The following is a 24,598-nucleotide window of genomic DNA, read 5'->3' as shown; positions in this document are numbered from 1 at the left end:
GGTTACGCCGCGCCGGAGGTGTCCCGGCCGACGTAGCCGACGCTACGGAGAGCCGGCGGCCCGTCCCAGGGAGCTGGGCCGCCGGTCGCGGTGGTGCTAGGCCTACCGCAGGATGGCGAGCTCCTGCGCGAGGTGCCGCTCGATCAGCTTCACCGTGCCGTCGCGCTCCGGTCCTTCGTAGCCGCGCGGAGTGCCCTCGACCAGCATGATCAGGTACAGGTAGACCCGGTAGAGCGCCAACCGCTCGCGGTCGACGTCCGAGCCGTAACCCGCGACCAGTTCGTCGTCCACCGCGCTGAACAGCGTCAGCGACACGAACTCCGCCACCGGGTCGCCCCAGAACGCCCGCTCCCCGTCGATCAGCCCGGTGATTCGCCCGCCCGCGACCAGGATGTTGCCGTCCCACAGGTCGAAGTGGACCAACCGCGGCGTCCGTACGCCGTCCAGCAGGTCGATCCGGTCGAGCACCAGCCGGCGCGACACCTCGTCCGGCAGCGCCACCCCGAAGCGGGCGGCGTCGGCGAGCACATCGTCCATCATCCCCAGGAACGCCGCGGACCAGCTCGGCACCAGCCCCCGCTGCGGATACCCGAAGCCGTCGGACCCGGTGACCTCGTGCAGCCTTCGCACGATCGCCCCGAGCTCCCGGCGGTACCGCGTCCGCTCCTCGCCGGCGCTCTGCAACGTCGTCCCGGGCAGCGCTGTCATCAGCAGGAAGTCGTCCCCGGCCCGCACCACCTCGGGCACCGGCGCCTTGCCCCGGGCCGCCCGGTAGAACGCGGTCTCGGTCTCGATCAGCCCCTGCTCGTGCGTCAGCCCAGGCCCGGACGGATCCGGCGCGTACTTCAGCACGAGCTCCTGGGCGTCGACCGTCAGCCGGTAGACCGAGTTGTACGTGCCTTCGGTCAGTTCCTCGTACGCCGTGAGCCCCCCGGGCGCGATCCCGGCGCGGTCCAGCACGGCGACGATGCCCGCTCGGTCCAGCGCCCGCTTCACCCTCGCTCTCCGGTCTGCTGCGCAGGCGGCCCGCCGAGCAGAGCGGTGATGCCCGCGGCGTAGCTGTCCACGGTCACGTCGCCCAGTACCAGCCGCTGCAGGACGAAGCCGGGCAGCATGCCGAACAGCACCTGGCCGACGTGGTCGGCGTCGACGTCGGGGTCGACCGTGCCGTCGGCCTGCGCGCGGCGTACGACGGTGACGTAGTGGTTGCGCACCAGCGTGTACTTCTCCCGGGCGAGAGCCGCGATCGCGGTGTTGTGCACGGCTTCGGCCCAGGCCTGCAAGGCGATCCGGGTGACGTCGCCGCCGGGGCGTTCGGCGAGCGTGATCACGTGCTCGAGGATCGTGCGCATCACCTCGGCCGGCGCGAGCGGCCGCTCGTCGGCCAGGATGGTCCGGAACAGCTCGTCGACGGTGCCGAGCGCCTCGTCGGCGATCGCGGCGACGATCTCGTCCTTGCTCTTGAAGTAGCCGTACACCGCGCCCGCGGACAACTCCGACTCGCGGATGACGTCGGCCATCGTCGTCTTGTGGAACCCGTGCGCGGACACGCAGCGCCGGCCGGCCGCGACGATCTGCTGACGGCGGGCGAGCCGGTACTCGTCGCTGACCTTGGGCATGCCCGGAACATAAAACGAATGTCCGTTCTTGACAAGCCGAGACCGCTGGGCCAGGCTCAGCTCAATAAAGAACGGTCATTCGTTTTTAAGGAGTTGCCCATGTCCACCGACACCTCCGTCGAGCCTCGCCGCCCGCCCGTGGCGGCCGTCGTCCTGGTGCTGACCGCGGTCCTCACGGTGCTGTTGATCGCGTTCGCCTGGCCGGCCGCACGCTCCGCGCCCCGCGACGTGCCGCTCGCGGTCGTCGGTCCGCAGCAGGCCGTCGCCCAGGTGACCGGTGCGCTCGAGCAGGCGATGCCCGGCGGATTCGCGATCGAGCCGGTCGCCGACCGCGCCGCCGCTGTCCAGGCGATCGAGGACCGGGACGTGTACGGCGCGATCGTGCTCGACCAGCAGGCGCCCGAGCTGCTCACTGCCTCGGCGGCGGGTCCGGCCGTGGCGCAGCTGCTCACCCAGCTGTCGGGCCGCCTTGCGGCGCAGAATCCGCAGCAGGCGCCGAAGGTCACCGACGTGGTTCCGTTGCCCGCCGACGATCCCCGGGGTGCGGGCCTGGCGGCGGGTGCCCTGCCGCTGGTCATCGGCGGCATCATGGCGGCCGTCGGGCTGATCAACTTCGCCAAGGCCGGCGCGACCCGGGTGGTCGGGGCGCTGGGATTCGCCGTCGCCGGCGCGCTCGCGCTGACCGCGGTCCTGCAGTTCTGGCTCGGGTCCCTGGAGGGTAGCTACTGGGGCAACGCCGGCGTGATCGGGCTCTCGATCGCGGCGATCAGTCTGACCCTGCTCGGCCTGGAATGGCTGCTCGGCACGGCGGGCCTCGGGCTGGGCGCGGCCGTCATGATGCTGCTCGGCAACCCGCTGTCGGGCCTGTCCAGCGCGCCTGAGATGCTGCCGAGCGGTTGGGGCTCACTCGGCCAGTTCCTCCCGCCCGGAGCCGCCGGTACGGCGTTGCGCTCGGTGAGCTTCTTCGACGGAGCCGGCGCGGGGCGTCCGCTGCTGGTCCTGGGGGCCTGGCTGCTGCTCGGCCTCGCGCTGTGCGGACTCGGTGCGACCCGGTCGCGGCGCGTGGTCAGCGCCCGCTCCGAGGCGTCGGCCGTCACCGTCTGACCGCCGTCCGCCGGACGGCCGCACGGTCACCGGCGTCCGCCGTAGCGGTGATCGGATTGTTACCGGGCCGGTCACCGCTCAGCGCGTTGACTGCGCGGACAACGTTGTCTGTCAACCATTGACTTCACTGGTCTGAGCCTCCTACGGTCACGGGAAAGCCCGCTGGGTTCGAGCGGTGGTACCGGGATGACAACGATTGCCCGAAGGTGGACGTGATGGTCAAGAGTTTCGGTTTCAAACGGGCGGGTGCACTCGCCCTGGGCGCACTCCTGCTGGGGGTTTCGGCCTGTGGCCAGGGATCGACCACCAAGACGCCCGAGGCAGGCGCGTCGAGCGCCGGTCCGGCGAACATCAAGATCGCCTACCAGCAGTGGGGCCCCGGCACGGTGATGAAGAAGTTCCTCACCGGCGCCAAGGCCGAGTTCGAGGCGGCCAACCCCGGCTCGACGGTCGAGATCGTGCCGATCGTGGCGAGCGAGAACGACTACTACACCAAGCTGCAGCTGATGATGCGCTCGCCGAACACGGCGCCGGACATCGTCTACGAGGACACCTTCCTGATCAACTCCGACATCACCGCGGGGTACCTCAAGCCGCTCGACGACTACCTCAAGGACTGGCCGGACTGGAGCCAGTTCGAGGAGACCGCCAAGGGCGCGGCGAAGGCGCAGGACGGCAAGACGTACGGGATTCCGGACGGCACCGACACCCGGGCGCTCTGGTACAACAAGGAGATCTTCGCCAAGGCCGGCCTGCCCGCCGAGTGGCAGCCGAAGAACTGGGACGAGGTGCTGACCGCGGCCCGCACCATCAAGCAAAAGGTGCCCGGCGTCATCCCGCTGAACGTGTACTCCGGCAAGCCGATGGGTGAGGCCTCGGCCATGCAGGGCCTGGAGATGCTGCTCTACGGCACCAAGGACACGCTCTACAACTTCGACCAGCAGAAGTGGGTCGTCGGCAGCCAGGGCTTCAAGGACTCGCTGAACTTCATCAAGACGATCTTCGACGAGGGCATCGCGCCGCAGCCGAAGCAGTCGCTGGACCCGAACTGGGGCAACAAGGTCGGCAGCGACCTGCTGCCGAACGGCAAGCTGGCGATCGCGCTGGACGGCTCCTGGTTGTACAACAACTGGCAGAAGACCGGCGCCAAGCCGTGGCCGCAGTGGACCGAGGTGCTCGGCCAGGCCGCGATGCCGACCCAGGACGGCAGTGGCAAGGGCAAGGTCAGCCTGTCCGGCGGCTGGACCTGGGCAATCCCGGCCAAGTCGAAGAACCCGGACGCGGCCTGGAACTTCATCAAGACCCTGCAGACGCAGAAGAACGCGACCAAGTACGCCACCGAGGGCGCGCAGATCGCGGTCCGCAAGGACGTCGCCGCGGACGCCGGCTACAAGTCGTCGGCCAAGAGCACGCAGTTCTTCACCGACCTGGTGGCGGTGACCGTGTACCGTCCGGCGCTGCCGGAGTACCCGAAGGTGTCGAACGAGATCATCACCGCGATGGAGGCGGTGATGACCAAGCAGTCGTCGCCGGAGGAAGCCGCCAAGAACTACGACGAGGCGGTCGAGAGCATCGTCGGCAAGGACAAGACCACCACCCAGAGTCAAGGCCAGTAGGCGCTTCCGTCCCCTGACGACAGGCCCTGACGAAGGGACAGTTCTGTGACGACGACTGTCGCACCTGCCGCCGCCGCACCTGCTCCGTCCGGTCGCCAGACCGGGCGGGGCGGGCGCCCGCGCGGCGCCAAGCTGGTCAAGATGTTGCCACTGGCACCGGCCATCGGGCTGATGCTGGTCTTCCTGGCCGGCCCCATCATCTACTGCATCTACGCGGCGTTCACCAACATGGCGCTGACCGGCACCGGCGCGAACAACGTCCAGTTCGTCGGACTGGACAACTTCCGCAAGGCGTTCGGCAGCAGCGCGTTCACCAACTCGATCTGGCTGACGCTGGTGTTCACGCTGATCTCCGCGATCATCGGCCAGAACACCCTCGGCCTCGGGCTGGCGCTGCTGATGCGCCGGTCCAGCAAGCTGGTCCGCAACTTCGTCGGCACCGCCGTGATCGGCGCCTGGGTGCTGCCGGAGGTGGTCGCGGCGTACCTGCTCAGCGCCTTCTTCAACACCGACGGCACGCTGAACGTGATGCTGGACAAGGTCGGCCTGCCCGGCCAGGACTGGTTGTACGCGGCCCCGATCATCGCCGTCTCGATCGCCAACATCTGGCGCGGTACGGCGTTCTCGATGCTGGTGTACTCCGCGGCGCTGAGCGAGGTGCCGAAGGAGATCGAGGAGTCGGCCGAGATGGACGGCGCGGCCGGTCTGCGCCGGCTGGTCTTCGTCACGCTGCCGATGATCAGCCGCGCGATCATGACCAACCTGATGCTGATCACGCTGCAGACGCTGAGCGTCTTCGGCCTGATCTACGCGATGACCCGCGGCGGGCCCGGCACCAAGAGCCAAACCCTGCCGCTGTACATGTACGAGCAGGCGTTCAGCTTCTCCCAGATCGGCTACGGCACCGCCATCGCCCTGGTGATGCTGGCGATCGGCGCGGTCTTCTCGCTGATCTACCTGCGTGGACTGAACGCGGAGGCCGCATGATCGCCCGGGACAGGGTCAGCAAGCTGACCGCCAACCTGGTCCTGCTCGGGATCGGTGTGCTGTTCGTGCTGCCGTTGCTGTGGGTGCTGTTCGCGTCGATCAACCGGACCGCGGGGCTGCGGGTCGAGTTCCCGACCGACGCGACGCTGGGCAACTTCAAGGCGGTGCTGAACACCGACACGACGTACCGGCCGGTGCTCAACGGCATCGTGCTGTGCGGCGGGTCCGCGCTGCTGACGATGATCTGCGCGGTCCTGGCGGCCTACCCGCTGTCGCGGTTCAAGTCGAAGTTCAACCGGCCGTTCCTGCTCACCGTGCTGTTCTGCACCGGGCTGCCGATCACGGCGGTGATGGTGCCGGTGTACGGGCTGTTCGTGCAGCTCAACCTGGTCGACACGATCGGCGGCACGATCATGTTCATGGCGACCAGTTCGCTGCCGTTCGCGATCTGGCTGACCAAGACGTTCATGGACGGCGTGCCGATCTCGCTGGAGGAGGCCGCCTGGGTCGACGGCGCCGGCAACATGCAGGCGCTGCGGCGGATCGTGCTGCCACTGATGTGGCCCGGCATCGCGGTGGTGCTGATCTTCACCTTCATCGGCATGTGGGGCAACTTCTTCGTGCCGTTCATGCTGCTGCTGTCGCCCGAACGCCTGCCCGCCTCGGTGAGCATCTTCACCTTCTTCGGCCAGTACGGCGAACCGAACTACGGCCAACTGGCGGCGTACTCGCTGATCTACACGTTCCCCGTCCTGCTGCTCTACCTCCTGCTCAGCCGCAAGCTGGGCGGCGCCTTCGCGCTCGGCGGCGCCATCAAGGGCTAGTAGCCCCAGCCCCCTTTCCGCGGAGCCCGGTGACCTGCCAACCCGCCCAGGTCACCGGGCTCCGCCCTGTCCTGCTCCAGCGGCGCCGCGTCGTCGTCACCGTCCGGCCAGTTCGAGCGGCAGCCCGAACGGCGCGAACACCCTCAGGTCGTGAAAGTCGTTCGCCTTTGCGATGCCGGCTCCGGTGAGGGTCAGCACCTGCAGCGAGTAGGCACGGCCGTTCACGTACAGGGCGAACGCCGGTTGACCGTTCGCGCTCGTGCGCACCATCCGTCCGCCTCCGTTCATGGCGCCGCACTGGGCGACGATCAACCGGCCGATCGCCTCCCGCCCCGAGAACCAGTCCGGCACCGGTGGCATCTCCCAGGTCGCGTCGACGGTCAGCAGCCGCAGCAGAGTTTCGATGTCGGCGGTCTCGAACGCCCGCGCGTAGCGGTTCAGCAACTGTTGCTGCTCGGTGTCGGACAGGGCGGGCGGACCGTCGTCGGTGGGCATCACCCGTTCCAGCTGCGCCCGCGCCCGGCGTACGGCGCTGTGCACCGCGGGCACGGAAAGTCCGGTCAGTTCGGAGACCTCGCTCGCAGGCCAGCCCAGGACGTCGCGCAGCAGCAGGATGCCTCGTTGCCGGGCGGGCAGGTACTGCAGGGCCGCGACAAGCGCCAGCCGGAGCGACTCGCGGGACTCCGTGATCGCCGCCGGGTCCGACGTCGCGATGTCGGGCCACGGCTCCAGCCAGGTCACCTCGGGCAGGTCGGCCGACAGGTGTCCCTCGGGATCTGACCCCGGCGAACCGAGCGCGGACGGCAACGCGCGGCGGGAGCGCTGGTCGAGGGCGGTCAGGCAGGCGTTGGTGGCGATCCGGTAGAGCCAGGTGCGCAGCGAGGCGCGGCCGGGATCGTAGGCGTCGTACGAGCGCCAGGCCCGCAGATACGTCTCCTGCACCAGGTCCTCGGCGTCGTGGATCGATCCGAGCATCCGGTAGCAGTGGGCGAGCAGCTCACGCCGGTAGCTGCCGGTCCGATCGACGAAATCTGTGCGCATCGTGCCTCCTCCACCGGTGCAGACCGCGGCGCCGGCCGAAAGTCGTCGCTGCCGGGCCGACGACTCTCGCCGCCGCTGCCGGTAGGTACCGGTGACGCACTCGCGAGAACCGGAGGAAAGTGTGAACCGCAAGCAACTGTGGGTCCTGCTGCTCGGCTCGGTCGCCTCACTGATGGCGGCGCTCGACACGCTGGTGGTGTCCACCGCGCTGAGCTCGATCAGGCGGGAGCTGGACGCCTCGATCGCAGAACTGGAATGGACGGTCAACGCGTACAACCTGAGCTTCGCGGTCCTGCTGATGACCGCGGCGGCGGCCGGCGACCGGCTGGGGAGGCGCAGGATGTTCGCGGCCGGGGTGGCGCTGTTCACGCTCGCCTCGGCGGCCTGTGCGCTGGCGGGCGACGTCGGGACCCTGATCGCGGCCCGGGTCGTCCAGGGCGCCGGCGCCGCGCTGGTCACGACGCTGGCGCTGGCGCTGGTCAGCACCGCCTTCCCGACCGAGCGGCGCGGTGCCGCGATCGGCATCCTGGAAGGCGTCACCGGGATGGGCGTCGCCCTCGGGCCGCTGGTCGGCGGAGCGGTGGCCGACGGCCTGGCGTGGCAGGCGATCTTCTGGCTGAACGTGCCGATCGGCCTGATCGCCGTACCGCTGGCGCTGCGCAAGCTGCCGGAAAGCTTCGGGCCGGACGGCGCCTTCGACTTCCGCGGGGTCGCGCTGGTCACCGGTGGCACGTTCGCCGTGGTGTGGGCGCTGGTGCGTGGCAACACGGTCGGCTGGGGCAGCCCGGAAACCGTGGTGACGCTGGTCGCCGGAGTGCTGCTCGCGGTCGCCTTCGTCCGGTGGGAGCGCCGCGCACCGCATCCGATGATGCCGCTGGGCTTCTTCCGGTCCCGCGCCTTCTCGGCCGGTAACGTGGCGATCTTCTGCACGTTCGCCGCGCTCTTCCTGGCGGTCTTCTTCTTCGCGCAGTACCTGCAGACCGGGCTCGGCTACGGAGCCTTCGAGGCCGGACTCCGGCTGCTGCCGTGGACCGTCACGCTCTTCCTCTGCGCGCCCGTGGCAGGCGCCCTCACCGATCGGATCGGCGAACGCCCTCTGATGGGGGGAGGCCTGGTGCTGCAGGCGGTCGGGCTCGGCTGGGTCGCGCTGGTCGCCGGAGAGCCGTACGGTGCGATGGTGCCGGCCCTGGTGGTCGCGGGCTGTGGTGTGTCGATGGCGATTCCCGCGGTCCAGAGTTCGGTGGTCGGCGCCGTGGCCCCGGACCAGATCGGCCGCGCCGTCGGGGTCAACAGCATGATGCGCGAGCTCGGGGGAGTCTTCGGCATCGCCGTCGGCGTCGCCGTCTTCGCCGGTGCCGGCAGCTTCGCCTCCGCTGCCGACTTCACCGACGGCTTCGTGCCGGCGGTCGTCGCCGCCGCGCTCATCTCACTCGCCGGTGCGCTCGCCGCCCTGTGGCTACCAGGCCGCGCGCCGACCCCCACCCCGGTCGAGCGGCGGGTCGAGCTCGGGTGAGGCGGCTCCGCTGGTGGCGAACGGCGCGTGGGTCGGCGGAATCGGGCACGTAGGGTGGCGGCATGCCGCTGACGTATCCGCTCGTTGAGCAGACTCTGGACAACGGGTTGCGCGTGGTCGTGAGCATCGACCGCGCCGTGCCCATCGTCGCCGTGAACCTCTGGTACGACGTGGGCTCCCGGCACGAGCCGCCGGGCCTGACCGGGTTCGCGCACCTCTTCGAGCACCTGATGTTCCAGGGGTCGCGCAACGTGAAGTCCGGCGAGCACTTCGGGCTGCTGGAGACCGCCGGGGCGAGCCTCAACGCGAGCACGTTCTTCGACCGGACCAACTACTTCGAGTCGCTGCCGAGCGGCGGGCTCGACCTCGCGCTGTGGCTCGAGGCGGACCGGATGGGTTACCTGCTCGACGCGGTCAACCAGGAGAACCTGGACAACCAGCGCGACGTGGTCAAGGAGGAGAAGCGGCAGAGTTACGACAACCGCCCGTACGGCGACTCGTACGAGCGGCTGGTCCGGCTCGCCTTCGGTGAGAGCCACCCGTACGGGCACATGACGATCGGGTCGATGGCTGACCTGGACGCCGCCTCGGTCGAGGACGTGCACGCGTTCTTCCGCACGTACTACGGGCCGAACAACGCGGTGCTGACGATCGTCGGCGACGTCAACGAGGAGGAGGCCTTCGCCGCGGCCAAGCGGTACTTCGGCCACCTGCCGGCGATCCCGCAGCCACCGGCCGCGCCCGACGGCACGGTCGGCCCGCTGCAGGGCGTGTTCCGTGACGACGTCGTCGAGGACGTCCCGTCGGACCTGATCACGATGATGTTCCGGCTGCCGGTCGACGGGACGCCGGAGCTGGACGCCGCGGCGCTCGCGCTCGACGTTCTCGCCGCCGGGCAGAGCGGCCGGCTGAACCGGCGGCTGGTCCGCGACGAGCAGATCGCGCAGTCGGTCTCGGGCGGCGCGCTGCCGCTGATCGGCGGGGTGTCGTTCGGCACGCTGACCGGGATCGCCTCCGACGGCGTCGACCTGCAGCGGGTCGAGGACGCGCTGGTGGAAGAGGTCGAGAAGCTGGCCACCGACGGCGTGACCGCCGACGAGCTGGCGACCGTGCAGGCCCAGGCCGAGCGGGACTGGCTCGAGCAGCTGGCCACCTGCTCCGGCCGTGCGGACGAGATCTCGCACCACACGCTGCTGTTCGGCGACCCGAACAGGATCAACACCCGGATCGATGAGATCCGCGCCGTCACCGCCGAGCAGGTCCAGGCGGTCGCGGCCGAGTGGATCCGCGCCGACCGCCGGGCCCAGGTCACCTACCGCCGGGCCGGCACGACCACCGAGACCGCCGACACCGCCGCGGCCGACACCGCCGCCAAGGCGGCCGCGGCCGGCACCGCCGCGACCGACCCGGCCGTCGCCGGTCCGGCGAGCACCGAAGCAGGGGAGCAGGAATGAACAGCCAGGCCCTGACCACACCGCCCGCCGTCGCGCCGCCGCGGCCCTGGAAGTTCCCGGAGTCGACGACCACGCACACCCGCGCCGGGACGCCGGTCCACGTCTTCGACCGCCCCGGCCAGTACGTCGCCACCGTGCGCGTCACGATCGCGATGCCGCTGGTCGCCGAGCCGCGCGAGCTGGAAGGCGTCGCCACGATCATGTCGCGCACGCTTGACGAGGGCACCGAGGTCCGGTCGGCGAACGACTTCGCCGCCGCGCTCGAGCGGCACGGCGCGGCGTACGGGGTGGATGTCAGCTCGGACGCGCTGCACGTGGAGATCTCGGTCCCGGTCTCCCAGCTGGCGCCGGCGGTGAAGCTGCTCGCGGAGGCGGTCACCCGGCCTGCGTTCAACCAGGCCGACGTCGGCCGGCACGTGACGATCCGGCTCGGCGAGATCAACCAGGAGCGCGCCAACGCGGGCTACCGGGCCCGCGAGGCGTTCGCCGCGCACCTGTTCGACCCGAGCATGCGCCGGTCCCGCCCGACCGCCGGGACGCCGGACACGATCCGCCCGCTGACCAACGTCGAGGTGGCGAAGTTCTACCGGCAGAACATCGGCCCGGCCCGGGCACAGATCCTGTTCGCCGGTGACGCGACCGGGGTGGACGTGGCCGGCATCGTGGACGAGGCGTTCGGCGACTGGACCGCCGAGGCCGGTCCCGCGCTGGAGACGCCCGAGCCGCTGTACGTGCTGGGCGACCGGATCGTGCTGGTCGACCGGCCCGGCTCGGTGCAGAGCCAGCTGCTGATCGGCTGCCCGGGCCCGGACCGTCGTGAGGACATCTGGGGCACGGCCGCGGTCGCGAACCACGTCGTCGGCGGCACCATCACCTCGCGCGTCGACACCGTGCTGCGGGAGGAGAAGGGCTACACGTACGGCACCCGGTCCAGCTTCACCGCGCCGCGCAAGGGCGGCACGTTCAGCCTCGGCGGCGCGGTCCGGACCGAGGTGACCGGGGCGGCCGTCAGCGAGGCGCTGCGGATCCTGCGGGAGGCTCGCGACGGCCTGACCGAGCGCGAGGTGAGCGAGTCCAAGGACAACCTGATCCGAACCGCCCCGCTGCGCTACGAGCAGGCCGACTCGATCGCCCAGCAGGTCGGCAGCAACATCGCGGCCGGGGTCCCGCTGGACTTCGCCGATACCTACCTGGCCCAGATCGCCGCCACCACCGCCGAGTCGGCCACCGAGGCGTACCGTCGGTACGTCGGAACCAACGGCCTGCTGGTGGTCGTCGTAGGAGAGGCCAAGGACGTTCGCGGCCAGCTGACCGGGCTGGGCGACGTCATCGAACTGAGCTGAGGGCCTGACATCCTCTGCTCAGGACCAGCGGCCCTGAGCAGAGGAGCATTCATGTCGTTCGGTGAGCGACCCCAGGACCGGCCCGACCCGTCCCGGGGCCAGGCCTTTCCGCAGTACGGCGATCACGCGCAGCAGGGCTACCCACAGCAGGGCGGCTACCCGCAGCCGGGACCGCCGGCGTACGGGAGTTATCCGCTGCAGCCGGGCTTCCCCGACCAGCCGGCGTACGGCGTACTGCGGGACAACTCCAACGCCACGCTCGCCCTGGTGCTCGGCCTGATCCCGCTGGTCACCGGCATCCTGCTGATCTCTCCGTTCGCGTGGTGGAAGGCGAACCAGGCGCTCGCCGAGATCGACGCCGCGCCGGGGGTCTACAACAACCGGGGGATGGCAGTCGGCGGCAAGATCTGCGGCATTCTCGGCACGGTGCTGCTCGGTCTGGTGATCCTGATGCTGCTCTTCCTCCTGGTGACTCTGGTGCTCTTCGCCGACGCCTCCTGACCTGCTGACCGGCAGTCCGGCGATCAGCTGTTTGCTTGGAAATTCTGACAACGTCGGCCCCTTCCCGGAGCCTGGTGGACCGTGCACCGCTGACCTAGCGTGTGGCCGTCACACTCACTCCAGGGAGGGGTTCCACACGTGAGAGACGTCCGTAGATCGTTGTGTGCGGCATCGGCCGCGGCGGCCTTGGTGGCCGCCACGCTGGCGGTTCCGGCCATCGCGGGAGCCGAGGTTGCCGGGGGCAGCACGGAGTACCTGGTTCTGGTCGAGCAGGGGGCCGACAAGGACCAGGCGGTCGCCGCGGTACGCGCCGCCGGCGGCGAAGTGATCAAGGAGAACGCCAACCTGGGCACGCTCACCGTGCGCGCGGCCGCGTCCGGCTTCGTCAGCCGGGTGTCGGCGTCGGCCGCGGTGGAAGGCGCCGCGCGCAGCCGGCCGATCGGCAAGCTGCCGCGGCTGAAGCCGAACCTGGTCGAGCAGGAAAACCTCGGCGCCGCCCGGGCCGCGGCCAAGAAGCCCGCCAAGCGCGCCGTCGGCATGGATCCGCTGGACGCGCAGCTGTGGGGCCTGCGGATGGTCCGCTCCGACCTGGCGCGCACGGTTCAGCCAGGCACGAAGAAGGTCAAGGTCGGCGTGCTCGACTCGGGCATCGACGCCCGCAACCCCGACATCGCGCCGAACTTCGACTGGAAGCTGTCCCGCAACTTCGTCGCCGACCTGCCGGAGGTGGACGGGCCGTGCGAGTTCCGCGGCTGCGTCGACCCGGTCGGCTGGGACGACAGCGGGCACGGGACCCACGTGGCCGGCACGATCGGTGCCGCGGCCAACGGTTTCGGGGTCTCCGGCGTCGCGCCGAAGGTGACGCTGGTCCAGATCCGGGGCGGGCAGGACAGCGGCTACGTCTTCCTCGGCCCGGTCAGCGACGCGCTCACCTACGCCGGTGACGTCGGCCTGGACGTGGTCAACATGTCCTTCTACGTCGACCCGTGGCTCTACAACTGCATCAACAACCCGGCCGACAGCCCGGAGGCGCAGGCCGAGCAGCGGACCACGATCCGGATCATGCGCCGGGCCCTGGAGTACGCGCACGACAAGGGCGTCACGCTGGTCGGGTCGCTCGGCAACAACCACGAGGACCTCGGCAAGCCGCGCATCGACACCAGCAGCCCGGACTTCGGCGACGTGCCGCCGTACAACCGGCCGATCGACAACGCGACCTGTCTGGACCTGCCGGTCGAGGGCCCGCACGTGATCGGCGTCTCGGCGCTCGGGCCGTCGGGCAGGAAGGCGGACTACTCCAACTACGGGATCGAGCAGACCGAGGTGTCGGCCCCCGGCGGCTGGTTCCGCGACTACTTCGGCACGCCGAACTACCGGACCAACGAGAACCTGATCCTGTCCACGTACCCGGTGAACGCGCTGCAGGCCGCCGGACTGGTCGACCCGGCCGGCGCGATCACGCCTGACGGAGTGGCAGCCGGCGTGCAGAAGCAGTGCCCGGCCGGCGTCACGGAGTACACGCGCTGTGGGTACTACAACTGGCTGCAGGGGACGTCGATGGCGTCACCGCACGCGGCCGGAGTCGCCGCGCTGATCGTCAGCGAGTACGGCCAGAAGGGCCGGGGCGGTTCGTTCGGGATGGCGCCGGACCAGGTCCGCAAGATCCTGCTCGGCACGGCCCAGGAGCGGGCCTGCCCGAACCCGCCGCTCGTGTCGTACGCGAACGAGGGCCGGTCGGTGGAGTTCGACGCGCTCTGCGAGGGCACCCGGGACTTCAACGGCTTCTACGGCCACGGCATCGTCGACGCCTGGGCCGCCGTCACCAGGTACTGACAGCCGGGCCCGGTTCCGGCACCCGCCGGGACCGGGCCCTGCTGTACGCACGACGTCCACCAACTCGTCCCGCGAGCTTGCCCGCGTGCCCGGCCCGGGACTGCGTTCGGTCGACCGGTGAGCCCAGCGGGCTGCTACCCGGCGATGTAGTTCGACAGCTGCTCGCGCTCGAACTCGAGCTCCCCGATCCGCGACTTCACCACGTCACCGATGCTGACGATCCCGGTCAGCGCGCCGTCCACCACCACCGGCACGTGCCGGATCCGCTGCTCGGTCATCAGCCGCATCAGGTTGTCGATCAGGTCGTCCGGCCCGCAGGTGTGCACCTGCGACGTCATGATCGCGCTGACCCGGACCTCGCCGGCGTCAGGCGTGCTGTTGAGCAGCCGCACCACGTCCCGCTCGGAAACGATGCCGGCCACGGAGGTGCCGTCCGGACTGACCACGAGCGCGCCGACGTTGTGCTCGGCCAGCAGGGCGAGCAGTTCGGTGACGGTGGCTTCGGGGGAGATGGTGACGACCTGGTTGCCTTTGCCGCGCAATACGTCGTTGATCTTCACGGAGCCTCCAGCTGGTTCGAGAGCCCAATACCCCAAGGTAGCGTCAACCGGCGCTGAACGGCAGGTCTGGCAGAATGCGGATGGTGACCACCGCCCGTCCCGCCCGCTGGAACCACGGTCCGTTTCGGTCACCGGCGGTGACCGGATGACCTGGCGCGAAGACCTCGCCGTACTGCGGCACCGCGACGTCCGGATCTTCGTCTCCGCCCGGTTCATCGCCATTCTCGGCTCCTCGATCGCGCCGATCGCGCTCGCCTTCGCCGTGCTCGACGTGTCCGACACCGCGAGCGCCGTCGGCCTGGTGCTCGCCGCGCGCAGCATCCCGAACGTCGTCTTCCTGCTGGTCGGCGGCGTCATCGCGGACCGGCTGCCGCGGCACTTGGTGCTGGTCGTCGCCAACACGGTCAGCGCGCTGACGCAGGGCCTGGCCGGCGTCCTGGTGCTCTCCGGCCATGCCGAGATCTGGCAACTGGTCGTGATCGAGGCGGTCAACGGTGCCGCGGCGGCGTTCGTGATGCCGGCGATGATGGGCATCCTGCCGGCGCTCGTCGACCACGCCGAGCTGCCGCAGGCGAACGCGATCTCCGGCTTCGCCCGGTCGGCCGCCCTGATCGGCGGCGGAGCGGTGGCCGGCGTCATCGTCGGCTTCACCAGTCCGGGTATCGGGCTGGCCGTCGACGCCGCGACGTTCGCGGTCGCCGCGGTGCTGATCGGCCGGTTGACCCTGCCGCCGGTCGAGCGGTCCACCACGTCGATGCTGCGCGACCTGCGCGTCGGCTGGACCGAGTTCGCGTCGCGGCAGTGGGTCTGGAGCGTGGTTGCCGCGTTCTGCGTGCTCAACCTGGTCTTCACCGCTTGCTACATGACGCTCGGACCGGTGATCGCGGACGACACGTTCGGCCGGGCCGGCTGGGGTCTGGTCAGCGCGGCCTTCGGCGCCGGGCTGGTCCTCGGCGGGGTGGTGATGATCCGCCTGAAGCCCCGGTACCCGGTACGCGCGGGCATGTTCGGCATGCTCGCCGGGCTGCCGGTCTTCTTCGCTCTGGCGTTGGCGCCGAGCACGATCACGGTCGCCGCGGCGGCGTTCGTGGTCGGGCTGGGCTTCGAGATCTTCGGCATCGGCTGGGAGACAGCACTCGGCCAGCACATCCCGCTGGACAAGCTGTCGCGGGTCGCGTCCTACGACATGCTCGGGTCGTTCGTCGCCGGGCCCGTGGGGCAGCTGACGGTCGGCTACGTGGCGGCGATGACGAGCGTCAAGGCGGTCGAGCTGTACGGCGCCGGGATCTACCTGGTGGTGGTGATCCTGACGCTGATGGTCCCGGCCGTCTGGCACCTGCGGCGGGACGTGGCGGCGGTCGACGTTTGATCGGGGGCTACCCGTGTGCGGCGGTGTCCCTCTCGCGGGTCGGTGCGCCGGAGGTGCTGTTCTTGTCCGCGGTCGGTAGGCGGGCGGATGCCAGCAGGGCCAGCTTGTCGGCGTCGGTGGAACCGGCGTCCGGGTGGTACACGACGAGGTTGAGGCCGTCGGCTCCGTCGATGCTCAGGCGTTCCCGGTTGAGGGTCAGTTCCCCGACCTGCGGGTGGTTGATCCGAAGCGGGGTTCCGCGCTGTCCACGGACTTCGTGCCGGGCCCAGAGCTCGCGGAACCGAGGGCTGGCCAGAGACAGTTCCTCGGTGAGCTCGACGAAGCGAGGGTCGTCGATGTCGTTGCCCACGGCCAGCCGCAGGTTCGCGACGAAGCACTCGGTGACGTTTTCCCAGTCCGGATGCAGAGCCTGCTCGGCCGGGTCCAGGAACATGTCTCTCAGCTGGTTCCCTCCGGCGGCGAGACCGGGGGACAGCGCCCTGGCGAGGCTGTTCGAGGCCAGGATGTCGAAGTACCGTCCCTCGATGAACGCGGGCTGGACGAGGGCGTCGAGCAACTTCAGCGCACCGGCCGGTGGCGTTTCCGTGCGCGATCGGCGGCTGCGCTGCCGGGGCGCCTCGGAGACCAACGTCCGCAGATGCGCACGGTGGTCGTCGTCGAGCTGCAGCACCCGGGCGATCGAGTCGAGGACCTGCAAGGACGGGTTGCGGTCGCGGCCGCGCTCCAGCCGGAGGTAGTAGTCGGCGCTGATGCCGGCGAGCATGGCGACCTCCTCCCGCCGCAGCCCCGGCACGCGCCGTACGCCGACCTCGGGGATGCCCGCCTGCTGCGGCGTCACCAGCGCGCGCCGCGCTCGCAAGTACGCCCCCAGGGGATTCGTCGACTCGCTCATGAGACTCGCGCCGGCCCGCGTACGGCGTCCAGAGGGGGTCCTGCGAGACCCCAGGCTGCAGGGGGCTCTGGCGACGACCAGTAGTTGCTCATAGCGTTCTCAACGGTCCGCTCGGGCCACATATTTCGACAGGAGACAACACGCATGACCGTCGCACTGATCACCGGGGCCAACAAGGGCATCGGGTTCGAGACAGCCAGGCAGCTTCTGGAGCTGGGGCACGTCGTCTACCTGGGTGCCCGTGACGTCGAACGAGGCGAAAAGGCCGCGGCCGAACTGGGCGCACGCTTCGTACAGCTCGACGTCACCGACGACGCGTCGGTGCGCAACGCGCTGGCAACGATCGACGCCGCCGAGGGCCGGCTCGACATTCTGGTGCACAACGCGGGCGTACTCGGCGACGGACCGATCGACGGCCCCAAGGCGCTGCGCGTCTTCGACACCAACGCGGTGGGAATCGTGCGCGTCACCGAGGCGGCGCTTCCCCTGCTGCGCAAGTCCTCCAACGCCACGGTGGTGACCGTTTCCAGCAGCGCCGGCTCGTTCTGGGCCGTGAACAACCCCGACCGGCCGGAGTACCATCTGCCGGTCGCGCTCTACTCGGCGTCCAAGGCAGCGGCGACCATGCTGACCATCCAGTACGCGAAGGCCGAGCCGAGCATCAAGTTCAACGCGCTGGAACCGGGCACGACCGCGACGGACATGACCGCGGCGTTCGGCATCGGGAGGTCGCCGGAGGAGAGCGCGGAGGTGGTGGTGCGGCTGGCAACGCTGGGTCCGGACGGTCCGACCGGGACGTTGCAGGACGAGGCGGGGGAGCTGCCCTGGTAGGTGTCGGGGACGGTCGATGAGTTGGTCGGGTCACCCAGTGGTTGCGCCGCCGGATCACAGCATGCGCAGTGGATCGCCCACCCGGCAAAGCCAGCCGGAATCAGCCGCTCGGTGGATCAACCTGAGCCGGCGCCCAGCGGATCCGCCCGAAATCAGCGCCTGGCGGATCAGCCCTCCGGTGGGGATTGGTCGCGGTTGCGAATCAGCCTGTTGCCATCCAGCGGGGCGGCCGCACCTTCCCCCACGCCCCGTCGAGCGCCTGTCGACGGAGCACGCGTTCTGGCGAGGTGGAGAGCAGGCACCGTGCGAACGACAGCGGGCGGAGGCGCCCGCGTGAACCCGACGTACCAGCCGTCGCGTGAACGTGACGTCCAAGCCGTCGCGTGAGCCCGGCGTACCAGCTCACCCCAGCCGGCTGAGGACTTCCTCGTGCAGGCGGCCGTTGGTGGCGACGGCGTTGGGGCCGTTGGGGCCGGGAGTGCCGTCGAGGGAGGTGAACTTGCCGCCGGCCTCGTCGACGATGATGGCGAGTGCGGCCATGTCGTACAGGTTGAGCTCCGGTTCGGCGGCGATGTCGACGGCGCCTTCGGCCACGAGCATGTAGGACCAGAAGTCGCCGTACGCGCGGGTGCGCCAGCAGGAGTCCATCAGGTCGGCCCACTGGTCACGCTTGCCGAGCTTCTCCCAGCCCTGGAGGGAGGAGTACGACATCGACGCGTCCTCGATCTTGCTGACGTCGCTGACCCGGCAGGGCTGGGCGGACATCAGGGCGCGGCCGGTCCAGGCGCCGTCGCCGTACGACGCCCACCAGCGGCGGCCGAGTGCGGGGGCGCTGACCACGCCGACGACGACCTGGTCCTCGATCATCAGGCTGATCAGGGTGGCCCAGACGGGCACGCCGCGGATGTAGTTCTTGGTGCCGTCGATCGGGTCGACGACCCAGCGGCGCACCCCCCAGCCGGTGGTGCCCTCCTCCTCGCCGACGAACGCGTCGCGCGGGCGGGCCCGGGCCAGCGTCTTGCGCATCACGTCCTCGACCTTGCGGTCGGACTCACTCACCGGGGTCAGGTCGGGCTTGGTGGCCACGTGCAGGTCGAGCGCCTTGTACCGGTCCATCGTGGTCGAGTCCGCGTCGTCGGCCAGAATGTGCGCGAGCCGCAGGTCGTCGGTGTGCGAGGGCATGCCGGAAGGCTACCCGCGCGCGGCCCACCCCCACCCCCCTACTGCCTCCCCACCACCCGACGACTGGCGTGGTAGGTGACCACTGACGCTGTACACAACGCCATCGGGGGCGGACGGCGCCACCGATCGGGAAGGGCGCTACCCGGGGGGGGGGGGGCGGAGGTCGGCGGTGGTGGGGAGGTTGCGGGATCGTTGCGGGTGGGATTGAACCATCTGGAGTTGTTGAACGTGCAGCTAGTGTCAGAACACTCAAGGCCGACTGCAGGAGGCGTCATGTTCGAGCGCTTCGGGGACCTTCCGCTCCACGTACTGGTGATTCACGCGGCGGTGGTGCTGCTGCCGCTGGCGGCGCTGCTCGCGATCGTGTTCGCGCTGGTCCCGAAGTGGCGCTGGCTGCTGCGCTGGCCGACGCTGGTGCTCGGCCTCGGCGCGCTGGTTCTCGCGTACGTCGCGAAGGAGTCCGGCGACGCGTTCGTCGCCGCCATCCCCGACCTGGCCCAGGCGGTGGAGGTGCACAAGGAGCGCGGGGATCTGCTGTTCTGGTTCGTGCTCGGGTTCGCTGTGCTGGTGATCGCCGCGTTCGTGCTACTGGGCGGCCCGTCGGCGCTGGCTAGTGGAAAGGGCGCCAAGGCAACGAAGAGCCAGCCGCTGGAGTGGGTGCTGAGCGCGGCGATCGTGGTCGTGGGCGTGCTGGTGATCTACCAGACGATTCGCACCGGGGACGCGGGGGCGAAGGCGGTCTGGGACGGGCAGCTCCCGCCGAAGTAGACCTCACACCGGCTCCGGCCGCCCCTCCCGGCTCGCCAGCAAGCGCCGGAACGACGCCACCCGCTCCGACTCCACCCGCCCCGCCGCGACTGCCTCATCCAGCGCACAACTCGGCTCCGTCTCGGAATGCGTGCACCCGCGAGGGCAGTTGGTGACCTCCTCAGCGAGGTCGGGAAAGGCATGAATCAGCTGGTCCGGCTCGACGTGCGCCAGCCCGAAGGACCGGATCCCCGGCGTGTCCACGATCCAGCCGCCTGCGGGCAGCCGCAGTACGAGCGTGCTGGTCGACGTGTGCCGTCCTCGCCCGGTCACCTCGTTGACCACGCCGATCGCCCGACCCGCCCCCGGGATCAGCCCGTTGACGAGCGTGGACTTGCCGACGCCTGAGTGGCCGACGAGCACGCTGGTCCGGTCGTGCAGCTGCTCCACCAACTCGTCGAGGCTGCCGCCCTGCTGGGTCGCGACCGACTCCACGCCGAGCGGCCGGTACTTCGACAGCAGTGGTTCCGGGTCGGCCAGGTCGGTCTTGGTCAGGCACAGCAGCGGCCGCATCCCCGCGTCGTACGCCGCGACCAGGAACCGGTCGATCAGCCGGGTCCGCGGTTCGGGGTTGGCCACCGCGACCACGATGACCAGCTGGTCCGCGTTCGCCACCAGCGGGCGCTCGACCGGGTCGTCGTCGTCGGCCGACCGGCGCAGCAGCGTCGTCCGCGGCAGCACCTCGACGATCCGGGCCAGACTGCCTTCGGCTCCGCTCGCGTCGCCGTCGAGTTTGACCAGGTCGCCGACGATGACGCCCTTGCGGCCGAGCTGGCGGGCCTTCATCGCGGTGACGACCCGGTCGCCCTCGCCGACCCAGGTGGTGTAGCGGCCGCGGTCGCGGGTGATCACGAACCCGGTGACCGCGTCGTCGTACGCCGGCCGGTCCTTGGTCCGCGGCCGGGTCCGTCGCTTCGGCCGGTCGTACTTGGCTTCCTCGTCGTACCGCGACATCAGCCGACCAAGGTGGACCACAGCTCGGGGAACTCGGGCAGCGTCTTCGCCGTGGTCGCGATGTTCTCGATCGCGATCCCGTCGACGGCCAGGCCGACCACCGCGGCGGCGTGCGCCATCCGGTGGTCGTGGTAGGTGCCGAACAGCCCGCCGTGCAAGGGCTTCGGCCGGATCTCCAGCCCGTCGGCGGTCTGGTTGACGTCGCCGCCGAGCGCGGTGAGCTCGGTCTCCAGCGCGGCCAGCCGGTCGGTCTCGTGGTTGCGCAGGTGCGCGATGCCTCGCAGGTACGACGGGCCGTCGGCGAGCACCGCGACGGCGGCGAGCACCGGCGTCAGTTCGCCGACCTCGCTCAGGTCCAGGTCGACGCCGGCGATCCGGCCGGTCCCGCGGACGGTCAGGTCGCCGCCGTCCAGCGACACCTCGGCGCCGAACCGGGAGAAGATCTCCGGCAGCTGCCCGCCGGGCTGGGTGGTGACCGCCGGCCACCCGGTGACGGTGACCGAGCCGCCGGTGACGACGGCGGCGGCCAGGAACGGCGCGGCGTTCGACAGGTCGGGCTCGATCGCGGCGTCCAGGGCCTGGATCGGGCCGGGGGCAACGATCCAGCGGTTCGGTTCGCTGTCGTCGACCTGGACGCCGCGCTCACGCAGCATCGCCACCGACATGTCCAGGTGCGGCTGGGACGGGACCGGCTTGCCGTCGTGCCGGATGTCGACGCCTTCGTCGTACCGGGCGCCGGCCAGCAGCAGCGCGGACACGAACTGGCTCGACCCCGACGCGTCCAGGGTCACCTTGCCGCCGCGGACGGCGCCGGACCCGTTCACGGCGTACGGCATCCGGCCGGTGCCGTGGTCGTCGATGGTGACACCGAGGGTGCGCAGGGCGCCGAGAATCACGTGCATCGGGCGTTCCCGCGCGTACGGGTCGCCGTCGAACGCGACGACCCCGTCGGCGAGCGCGGCGACCGGCGGCACGAAGCGCATCACGGTGCCGGCCAGGCCGCAGTCGACGTCGGCCGGGCCCTTGAGCGAGCCGGGCGTCACGGTGACCAGGCCGTCGTGCTCGGTGATGCCGACGCCGAGCGCGGCCAGCGCGGCCCGCATCAGCGCGGTGTCCCGGGCGGCGAGCAGGCCGGAGAGGGTGGATGGCCCGTCCGCGAGCGCGGCCAGGACGAGCGCCCGGTTGCTGATCGACTTCGATCCCGGCACGGTGACCCGGCCGTCGACCGCTCCCGTGGGGCGCGGCGCCGGCCAGCCCTCTGACTCGCCCATCTCACTCCTTCGGCTCGACCTGCTGTCGACCCCGAGCCTAGGGCATGGCCGACGGCCCGCCGCACGGTTCGCGACCGGGCCGGACGTGGAAACCGGCACCCAGACGAGGTCTGGATGCCGGTTCTGGCTCGGGTGAGGTTCTGCTCAGCTGAAGGGAAGCTCCGCCTTGGCGCGGTGGGTGGCGAGCCGGGCCTCGCGCTTGGCGGACCTGGCCAGCTGCTTGGTCTCCCGCGCCAGCTGCTTCGTCTCGCGCTTGGCCAGCTTGGCGCCGCGCTTGGTCTCCCGCTTCGCCGCCTTCGCGCCGTGCGAGGCGCGCCAGACGAGACCGGGCTGGCCCTCGGTGTCGACCGCGGCCAGCAGCAGCCCGCCGAGCAGGCTCATGTTCTTCAGGAACTGGATGCGCTGGACACCCTTGACCTGCTTGTCGGTCTCCTGCCAGAACGGGTGCCCGGCGACGGTGGACGGGACCAGCGAGGCGGCCAGCAGGGACGCGCCCAGCCGCCGGCCCTTACCGGTGGCGAGCGCGAGGCCGCCAAGGACCTGGACGGCGCCGTTCAGCCGGACCAGGTTGACGGTGGTCTCCGGGATCCGGTCGCTGACCTGCGGGGGAGCCACCTTCTTCACCAGCGGGACCAGGCGGTCGGTGACCGGCTGGGCCTTGGGCACCAGGGGCTCCGGGTTCCGGACCGAGTTCACGCCCTGGATGACGAAGATGGTGGACAGCAACGGCCTGGCCAGTGCGCGCACGACAGTCATGGCTCCTTCTTACCTCGTCCGGCAAAGCGATCCGGGCATCAGGTACCCGTGTGTCTTCTGCGCAATCCCCGGCGACCCTGCGTAGCCCCTGCGCGGGTGGGGTCAGATCGGGCAGCCGTCGGGACCGCACGCGCCGCTGTCGGTGGTGCCGGCCGGAGCGGTGACCAGGGTGACCGGCTTGCGGTCGGCGGCCGCCCGGCGCAGCGCTTCGGCGAAGATCTCGGTCGGCTGGGCGCCGCTGACGCCTTACTTCTCGTCGATGACGAAGAACGGCACGCCGTTCGCGCCGTACGCGAGGGCCTGCGCCTGGTCGGTCTCCACCTGCGCCGTGTACGTCGTACCGGCGAGCACGGCGCCGACGCGGTCGGCGGGCAGGCCGGTCTCGACCGCGAGCCGGGTCAGGGTCGCGTGGTCGCCGACCGGAAGGCCCTCGGTGAAGTAGGCCTTGAGCAGGCGCTCCTTCAGCCGGCCCTGGGTGTCGGCCGGCACCTCGCCGGACTGGCCGAGCTCACGGGCGAGATGCAGCAGGCGGTGCGCGTCGACGGTGTTGGCCGCCTTCGCGTCCTCGAGATGGAAGTCGAGGCCGACCTCGGTGGCGATGGTGCTGACGTGCTCGTTGGCCTGCAGACCGAACGCCCGGTCGCGGCCGAACTTCTCACCCAGCCGGGTCGCCAGGTCGCGGTCGTCGTCATTGCTGGCCGACGGGTCGAGCTGGAAGCTGTGCCAGACGATCTCCGCCTGCTCGCCGGAAGCGGCCAGCGCTTCCTCGAGCCGGCGCTTGCCGATGTAGCACCACGGGCAGACGACGTCGGACCAGATGTCAATGCGCATGTTCGGACCAACTCCCGGGACCGGCGCTTTCATTCCCCAGTGCTCAGGCGCACCGGCGGACGGCCAGCAGCGCGTACACCCGAGCGCAGTGCAGCACCTCGGCCAGCGCCACGTGCTCATCCGTCGCGTGCGCGTACCGGACATCGCCCGGCCCGTACTGCACCGTCGGTACGCCGGCCGCCGCGTACTGCCGCAGATCCGATCCGTACGGCCCACCCAGCACAGCCGGTACGCCGGCCGCCCCGGCGTCCACCGCCGCCTGCACCGTGTCGTCGAGCAGCGGGTCACCGTCGGGCAGCAGGCCGGACGCGAACACCCCACCGGGCCAGCTCACCTTCACCGGGTGGTCCCGCAGCCAGTCGTCCTTCTCGCACGCCGTGGCCACTGCCTGCTCGAACGCCGCCCGCGCATCGGCCACCGGCTCACCCAGCCGTACGCCGTACCGCCCCTCGGCCACGAGCAGGTCGGGCACGGTGCTGGCCCAGTCGCCGGCCTGGATCGTGCCGATGGAGAGCGGGTTCGCCAGATCCAGGTGCTCCAGCAGCGGGTGCGGGTCCTCGTTCCGCGCGGCCTCCAGTTCGCGAAGGGCGGCGTGCACCGGCTCGAACTTCTCGATCGCGCTCACGCCCCGGGTCCGGGTGGAGCCGTGAGTGGCGAGACCGGCGACCTCCAGCCGGAAGGTGAGCGAGCCCGCGTTCGCGGGGATGACGGCACCGGCGGTCGGCTCGGCGATCACGCAGGCCGCGCCGGTGTGGCCGCGGCGCAGCGTGGCGAACGCGCCCAGGCCGCCGTCCTCCTCGCCGACCACGGTGTGCACCGCCAGCGGCCGCCGCAACTCGATGCCCGCGGCCACGATCGCCGCGGTCGCGCCGAGCACCGCCGCCACTCCACCCTTCATGTCGCAGGTGCCGCGGCCCCACATGATCCCGTCGGCCACCCGCGCCGAGAACGGGTCGCCGTCCGGCCACAGCGCCAGGTCACCGGGCGGCACCACGTCCACGTGCCCGTTCAGCACCAGTCCCGGCGTACCGTCGCCGCCCAGTGTCCCGACGCAGCCCCACGCCTCGCTCCGGGCGACCTCCATGCCCGGGAACTCCGGATCCGCGGTCACCTCGGCCAGGTCGATCTCCCAGTGGTCGACCGCGAGGCCCTGCTCCCGCAGCCGCTCGGCCATCCACTCCTGGACTTCACTCTCAGCGGCGGTCCCGTCCACACTCGGGATCCGCACCAACTCGCCCAACTGCTCGACGATCAGCGCGTCGTCCACGGCCGCCAGTACCGCCCGCTCAACCTCACTCAGCATGGCCACA

The 24,598-nt window shown here is 70.6% G+C and carries 23 protein-coding genes; 12 read left to right on the top strand and 11 right to left on the bottom strand.

Going from position 1 to position 24,598, the window contains the following annotated elements; all coding sequences use genetic code 11:
- Positions 1-102 precede the first annotated feature (102 nt).
- Positions 103-996 carry a phosphotransferase family protein gene (locus KFLA_RS26000; RefSeq protein WP_012922812.1) on the bottom strand — a complete coding sequence of 298 codons (894 nt, stop codon included), beginning with the start codon at positions 994-996 and terminating at the stop codon, positions 103-105.
- A complete protein-coding gene (locus KFLA_RS25995) occupies positions 993-1,619 on the bottom strand; it encodes a TetR/AcrR family transcriptional regulator (RefSeq protein ID WP_012922811.1) in 627 nt (208 codons plus the stop codon). The genes KFLA_RS26000 and KFLA_RS25995 overlap by 4 nt, the downstream gene beginning before the upstream one ends.
- A 99-nt stretch (positions 1,620-1,718) precedes the next feature.
- Between KFLA_RS25995 and KFLA_RS25990 the strand changes: the two genes are divergently transcribed.
- The 4 genes from KFLA_RS25990 (at position 1,719) to KFLA_RS25975 (ending at position 6,150) form a co-directional block, all read left to right on the top strand.
- Positions 1,719-2,723 carry a hypothetical protein gene (locus KFLA_RS25990; RefSeq protein ID WP_012922810.1) on the top strand — a complete coding sequence of 335 codons (1,005 nt, stop codon included), beginning with the start codon at positions 1,719-1,721 and terminating at the stop codon, positions 2,721-2,723.
- A gap of 215 nt (positions 2,724-2,938) precedes the next feature.
- The gene (locus KFLA_RS25985; protein WP_012922809.1) at positions 2,939-4,339 is read left to right on the top strand and encodes an extracellular solute-binding protein; all 1,401 of its coding nucleotides are present in this window, start codon (positions 2,939-2,941) and stop codon (positions 4,337-4,339) included.
- A gap of 45 nt (positions 4,340-4,384) precedes the next feature.
- Positions 4,385-5,326, top strand: coding sequence for a carbohydrate ABC transporter permease (locus KFLA_RS25980; protein WP_012922808.1), 942 nt, complete (start codon positions 4,385-4,387; stop codon positions 5,324-5,326).
- Positions 5,323-6,150 (top strand): carbohydrate ABC transporter permease, encoded by an 828-nt coding sequence (locus tag KFLA_RS25975; RefSeq protein WP_012922807.1) that lies wholly within the window; start codon positions 5,323-5,325, stop codon positions 6,148-6,150. Before KFLA_RS25980 ends, KFLA_RS25975 begins: the two co-directional genes overlap by 4 nt.
- Positions 6,151-6,246: 96 nt before the next feature.
- On the opposite strand, the gene KFLA_RS25970 is transcribed toward KFLA_RS25975, so the two are convergent.
- Positions 6,247-7,191: a sigma-70 family RNA polymerase sigma factor gene (locus tag KFLA_RS25970; RefSeq protein ID WP_012922806.1), complete on the bottom strand. Its 945-nt coding sequence runs from the start codon at positions 7,189-7,191 to the stop codon at positions 6,247-6,249.
- 121 nt (positions 7,192-7,312) lie between these two features.
- Here KFLA_RS25970 and KFLA_RS25965 point away from each other — a divergent pair, with 121 nt between their 5' ends.
- The 5 genes from KFLA_RS25965 (at position 7,313) to KFLA_RS25945 (ending at position 13,835) form a co-directional block, all read left to right on the top strand.
- Positions 7,313-8,704, top strand: coding sequence for an MFS transporter (locus tag KFLA_RS25965; protein ID WP_012922805.1), 1,392 nt, complete (start codon positions 7,313-7,315; stop codon positions 8,702-8,704).
- Positions 8,705-8,766: 62 nt separating this feature from the next.
- On the top strand, positions 8,767-10,158 hold the full coding sequence (locus KFLA_RS25960) for a M16 family metallopeptidase (protein WP_012922804.1): 1,392 nt from the start codon (positions 8,767-8,769) through the stop codon (positions 10,156-10,158).
- The gene (locus tag KFLA_RS25955) at positions 10,155-11,501 is read left to right on the top strand and encodes a M16 family metallopeptidase (protein ID WP_012922803.1); all 1,347 of its coding nucleotides are present in this window, start codon (positions 10,155-10,157) and stop codon (positions 11,499-11,501) included. The genes KFLA_RS25960 and KFLA_RS25955 overlap by 4 nt, the downstream gene beginning before the upstream one ends.
- 51 nt (positions 11,502-11,552) lie before the next feature.
- Positions 11,553-12,002: a hypothetical protein gene (locus KFLA_RS25950; RefSeq protein ID WP_012922802.1), complete on the top strand. Its 450-nt coding sequence runs from the start codon at positions 11,553-11,555 to the stop codon at positions 12,000-12,002.
- Positions 12,003-12,140: 138 nt separating this feature from the next.
- Positions 12,141-13,835 carry a S8 family serine peptidase gene (locus tag KFLA_RS25945; RefSeq protein ID WP_012922801.1) on the top strand — a complete coding sequence of 565 codons (1,695 nt, stop codon included), beginning with the start codon at positions 12,141-12,143 and terminating at the stop codon, positions 13,833-13,835.
- Between the two features lie 134 nt (positions 13,836-13,969).
- Here the strand turns inward: KFLA_RS25945 and KFLA_RS25940 are convergent, their stop codons facing one another.
- The gene (locus KFLA_RS25940; RefSeq protein ID WP_012922800.1) at positions 13,970-14,395 is read right to left on the bottom strand and encodes a CBS domain-containing protein; all 426 of its coding nucleotides are present in this window, start codon (positions 14,393-14,395) and stop codon (positions 13,970-13,972) included.
- A 145-nt stretch (positions 14,396-14,540) separates the two neighbouring features.
- Here KFLA_RS25940 and KFLA_RS25935 point away from each other — a divergent pair, with 145 nt between their 5' ends.
- Positions 14,541-15,764, top strand: a complete 1,224-nt coding sequence (locus tag KFLA_RS25935) for an MFS transporter (protein ID WP_012922799.1) — start codon at positions 14,541-14,543, stop codon at positions 15,762-15,764.
- 7 nt (positions 15,765-15,771) lie between these two features.
- On the opposite strand, the gene KFLA_RS25930 is transcribed toward KFLA_RS25935, so the two are convergent.
- Positions 15,772-16,656, bottom strand: coding sequence for a helix-turn-helix domain-containing protein (locus KFLA_RS25930; RefSeq protein WP_012922798.1), 885 nt, complete (start codon positions 16,654-16,656; stop codon positions 15,772-15,774).
- A gap of 144 nt (positions 16,657-16,800) precedes the next feature.
- On the opposite strand from KFLA_RS25930, the gene KFLA_RS25925 reads away from it, so the two are divergent.
- The gene (locus KFLA_RS25925; RefSeq protein WP_012922797.1) at positions 16,801-17,487 is read left to right on the top strand and encodes an SDR family NAD(P)-dependent oxidoreductase; all 687 of its coding nucleotides are present in this window, start codon (positions 16,801-16,803) and stop codon (positions 17,485-17,487) included.
- Between the two features lie 402 nt (positions 17,488-17,889).
- Here the strand turns inward: KFLA_RS25925 and hisN are convergent, their stop codons facing one another.
- Positions 17,890-18,669 carry a histidinol-phosphatase gene (hisN, locus tag KFLA_RS25920; RefSeq protein ID WP_012922796.1) on the bottom strand — a complete coding sequence of 260 codons (780 nt, stop codon included), beginning with the start codon at positions 18,667-18,669 and terminating at the stop codon, positions 17,890-17,892.
- Positions 18,670-18,942: 273 nt separating this feature from the next.
- Between hisN and KFLA_RS25915 the strand changes: the two genes are divergently transcribed.
- Entirely contained in the window at positions 18,943-19,437 is a 495-nt protein-coding gene (locus KFLA_RS25915; protein ID WP_012922795.1) for a DUF2231 domain-containing protein, read from the top strand.
- Positions 19,438-19,440: 3 nt separating this feature from the next.
- Here the strand turns inward: KFLA_RS25915 and rsgA are convergent, their stop codons facing one another.
- The 5 genes from rsgA to KFLA_RS25890 all read right to left on the bottom strand — a co-directional run bounded on the left by rsgA (position 19,441) and on the right by KFLA_RS25890 (position 24,591).
- On the bottom strand, positions 19,441-20,430 hold the full coding sequence (gene rsgA, locus KFLA_RS25910; RefSeq protein ID WP_012922794.1) for a ribosome small subunit-dependent GTPase A: 990 nt from the start codon (positions 20,428-20,430) through the stop codon (positions 19,441-19,443).
- Positions 20,430-21,701 carry a 3-phosphoshikimate 1-carboxyvinyltransferase gene (gene aroA, locus KFLA_RS25905; RefSeq protein ID WP_012922793.1) on the bottom strand — a complete coding sequence of 424 codons (1,272 nt, stop codon included), beginning with the start codon at positions 21,699-21,701 and terminating at the stop codon, positions 20,430-20,432. The genes rsgA and aroA overlap by 1 nt, the downstream gene beginning before the upstream one ends.
- Positions 21,702-21,845: 144 nt before the next feature.
- Positions 21,846-22,457: a DoxX family protein gene (locus tag KFLA_RS25900; protein ID WP_012922792.1), complete on the bottom strand. Its 612-nt coding sequence runs from the start codon at positions 22,455-22,457 to the stop codon at positions 21,846-21,848.
- Between the two features lie 246 nt (positions 22,458-22,703).
- Complete coding sequence (locus KFLA_RS25895) at positions 22,704-23,288, bottom strand: DsbA family oxidoreductase (RefSeq protein ID WP_158307300.1); 585 nt, start codon at positions 23,286-23,288, stop codon at positions 22,704-22,706.
- A gap of 43 nt (positions 23,289-23,331) precedes the next feature.
- Positions 23,332-24,591 carry an ArgE/DapE family deacylase gene (locus KFLA_RS25890; protein WP_012922791.1) on the bottom strand — a complete coding sequence of 420 codons (1,260 nt, stop codon included), beginning with the start codon at positions 24,589-24,591 and terminating at the stop codon, positions 23,332-23,334.
- Between the last annotated feature and the right edge of the window lie 7 nt (positions 24,592-24,598).

This window comes from Kribbella flavida DSM 17836 (assembly GCF_000024345.1).
In the GTDB taxonomy this organism is placed as follows: Bacteria; Actinomycetota; Actinomycetes; order Propionibacteriales; family Kribbellaceae; genus Kribbella; species Kribbella flavida.
This window is presented reverse-complemented; position numbering and strand designations above follow the sequence as displayed.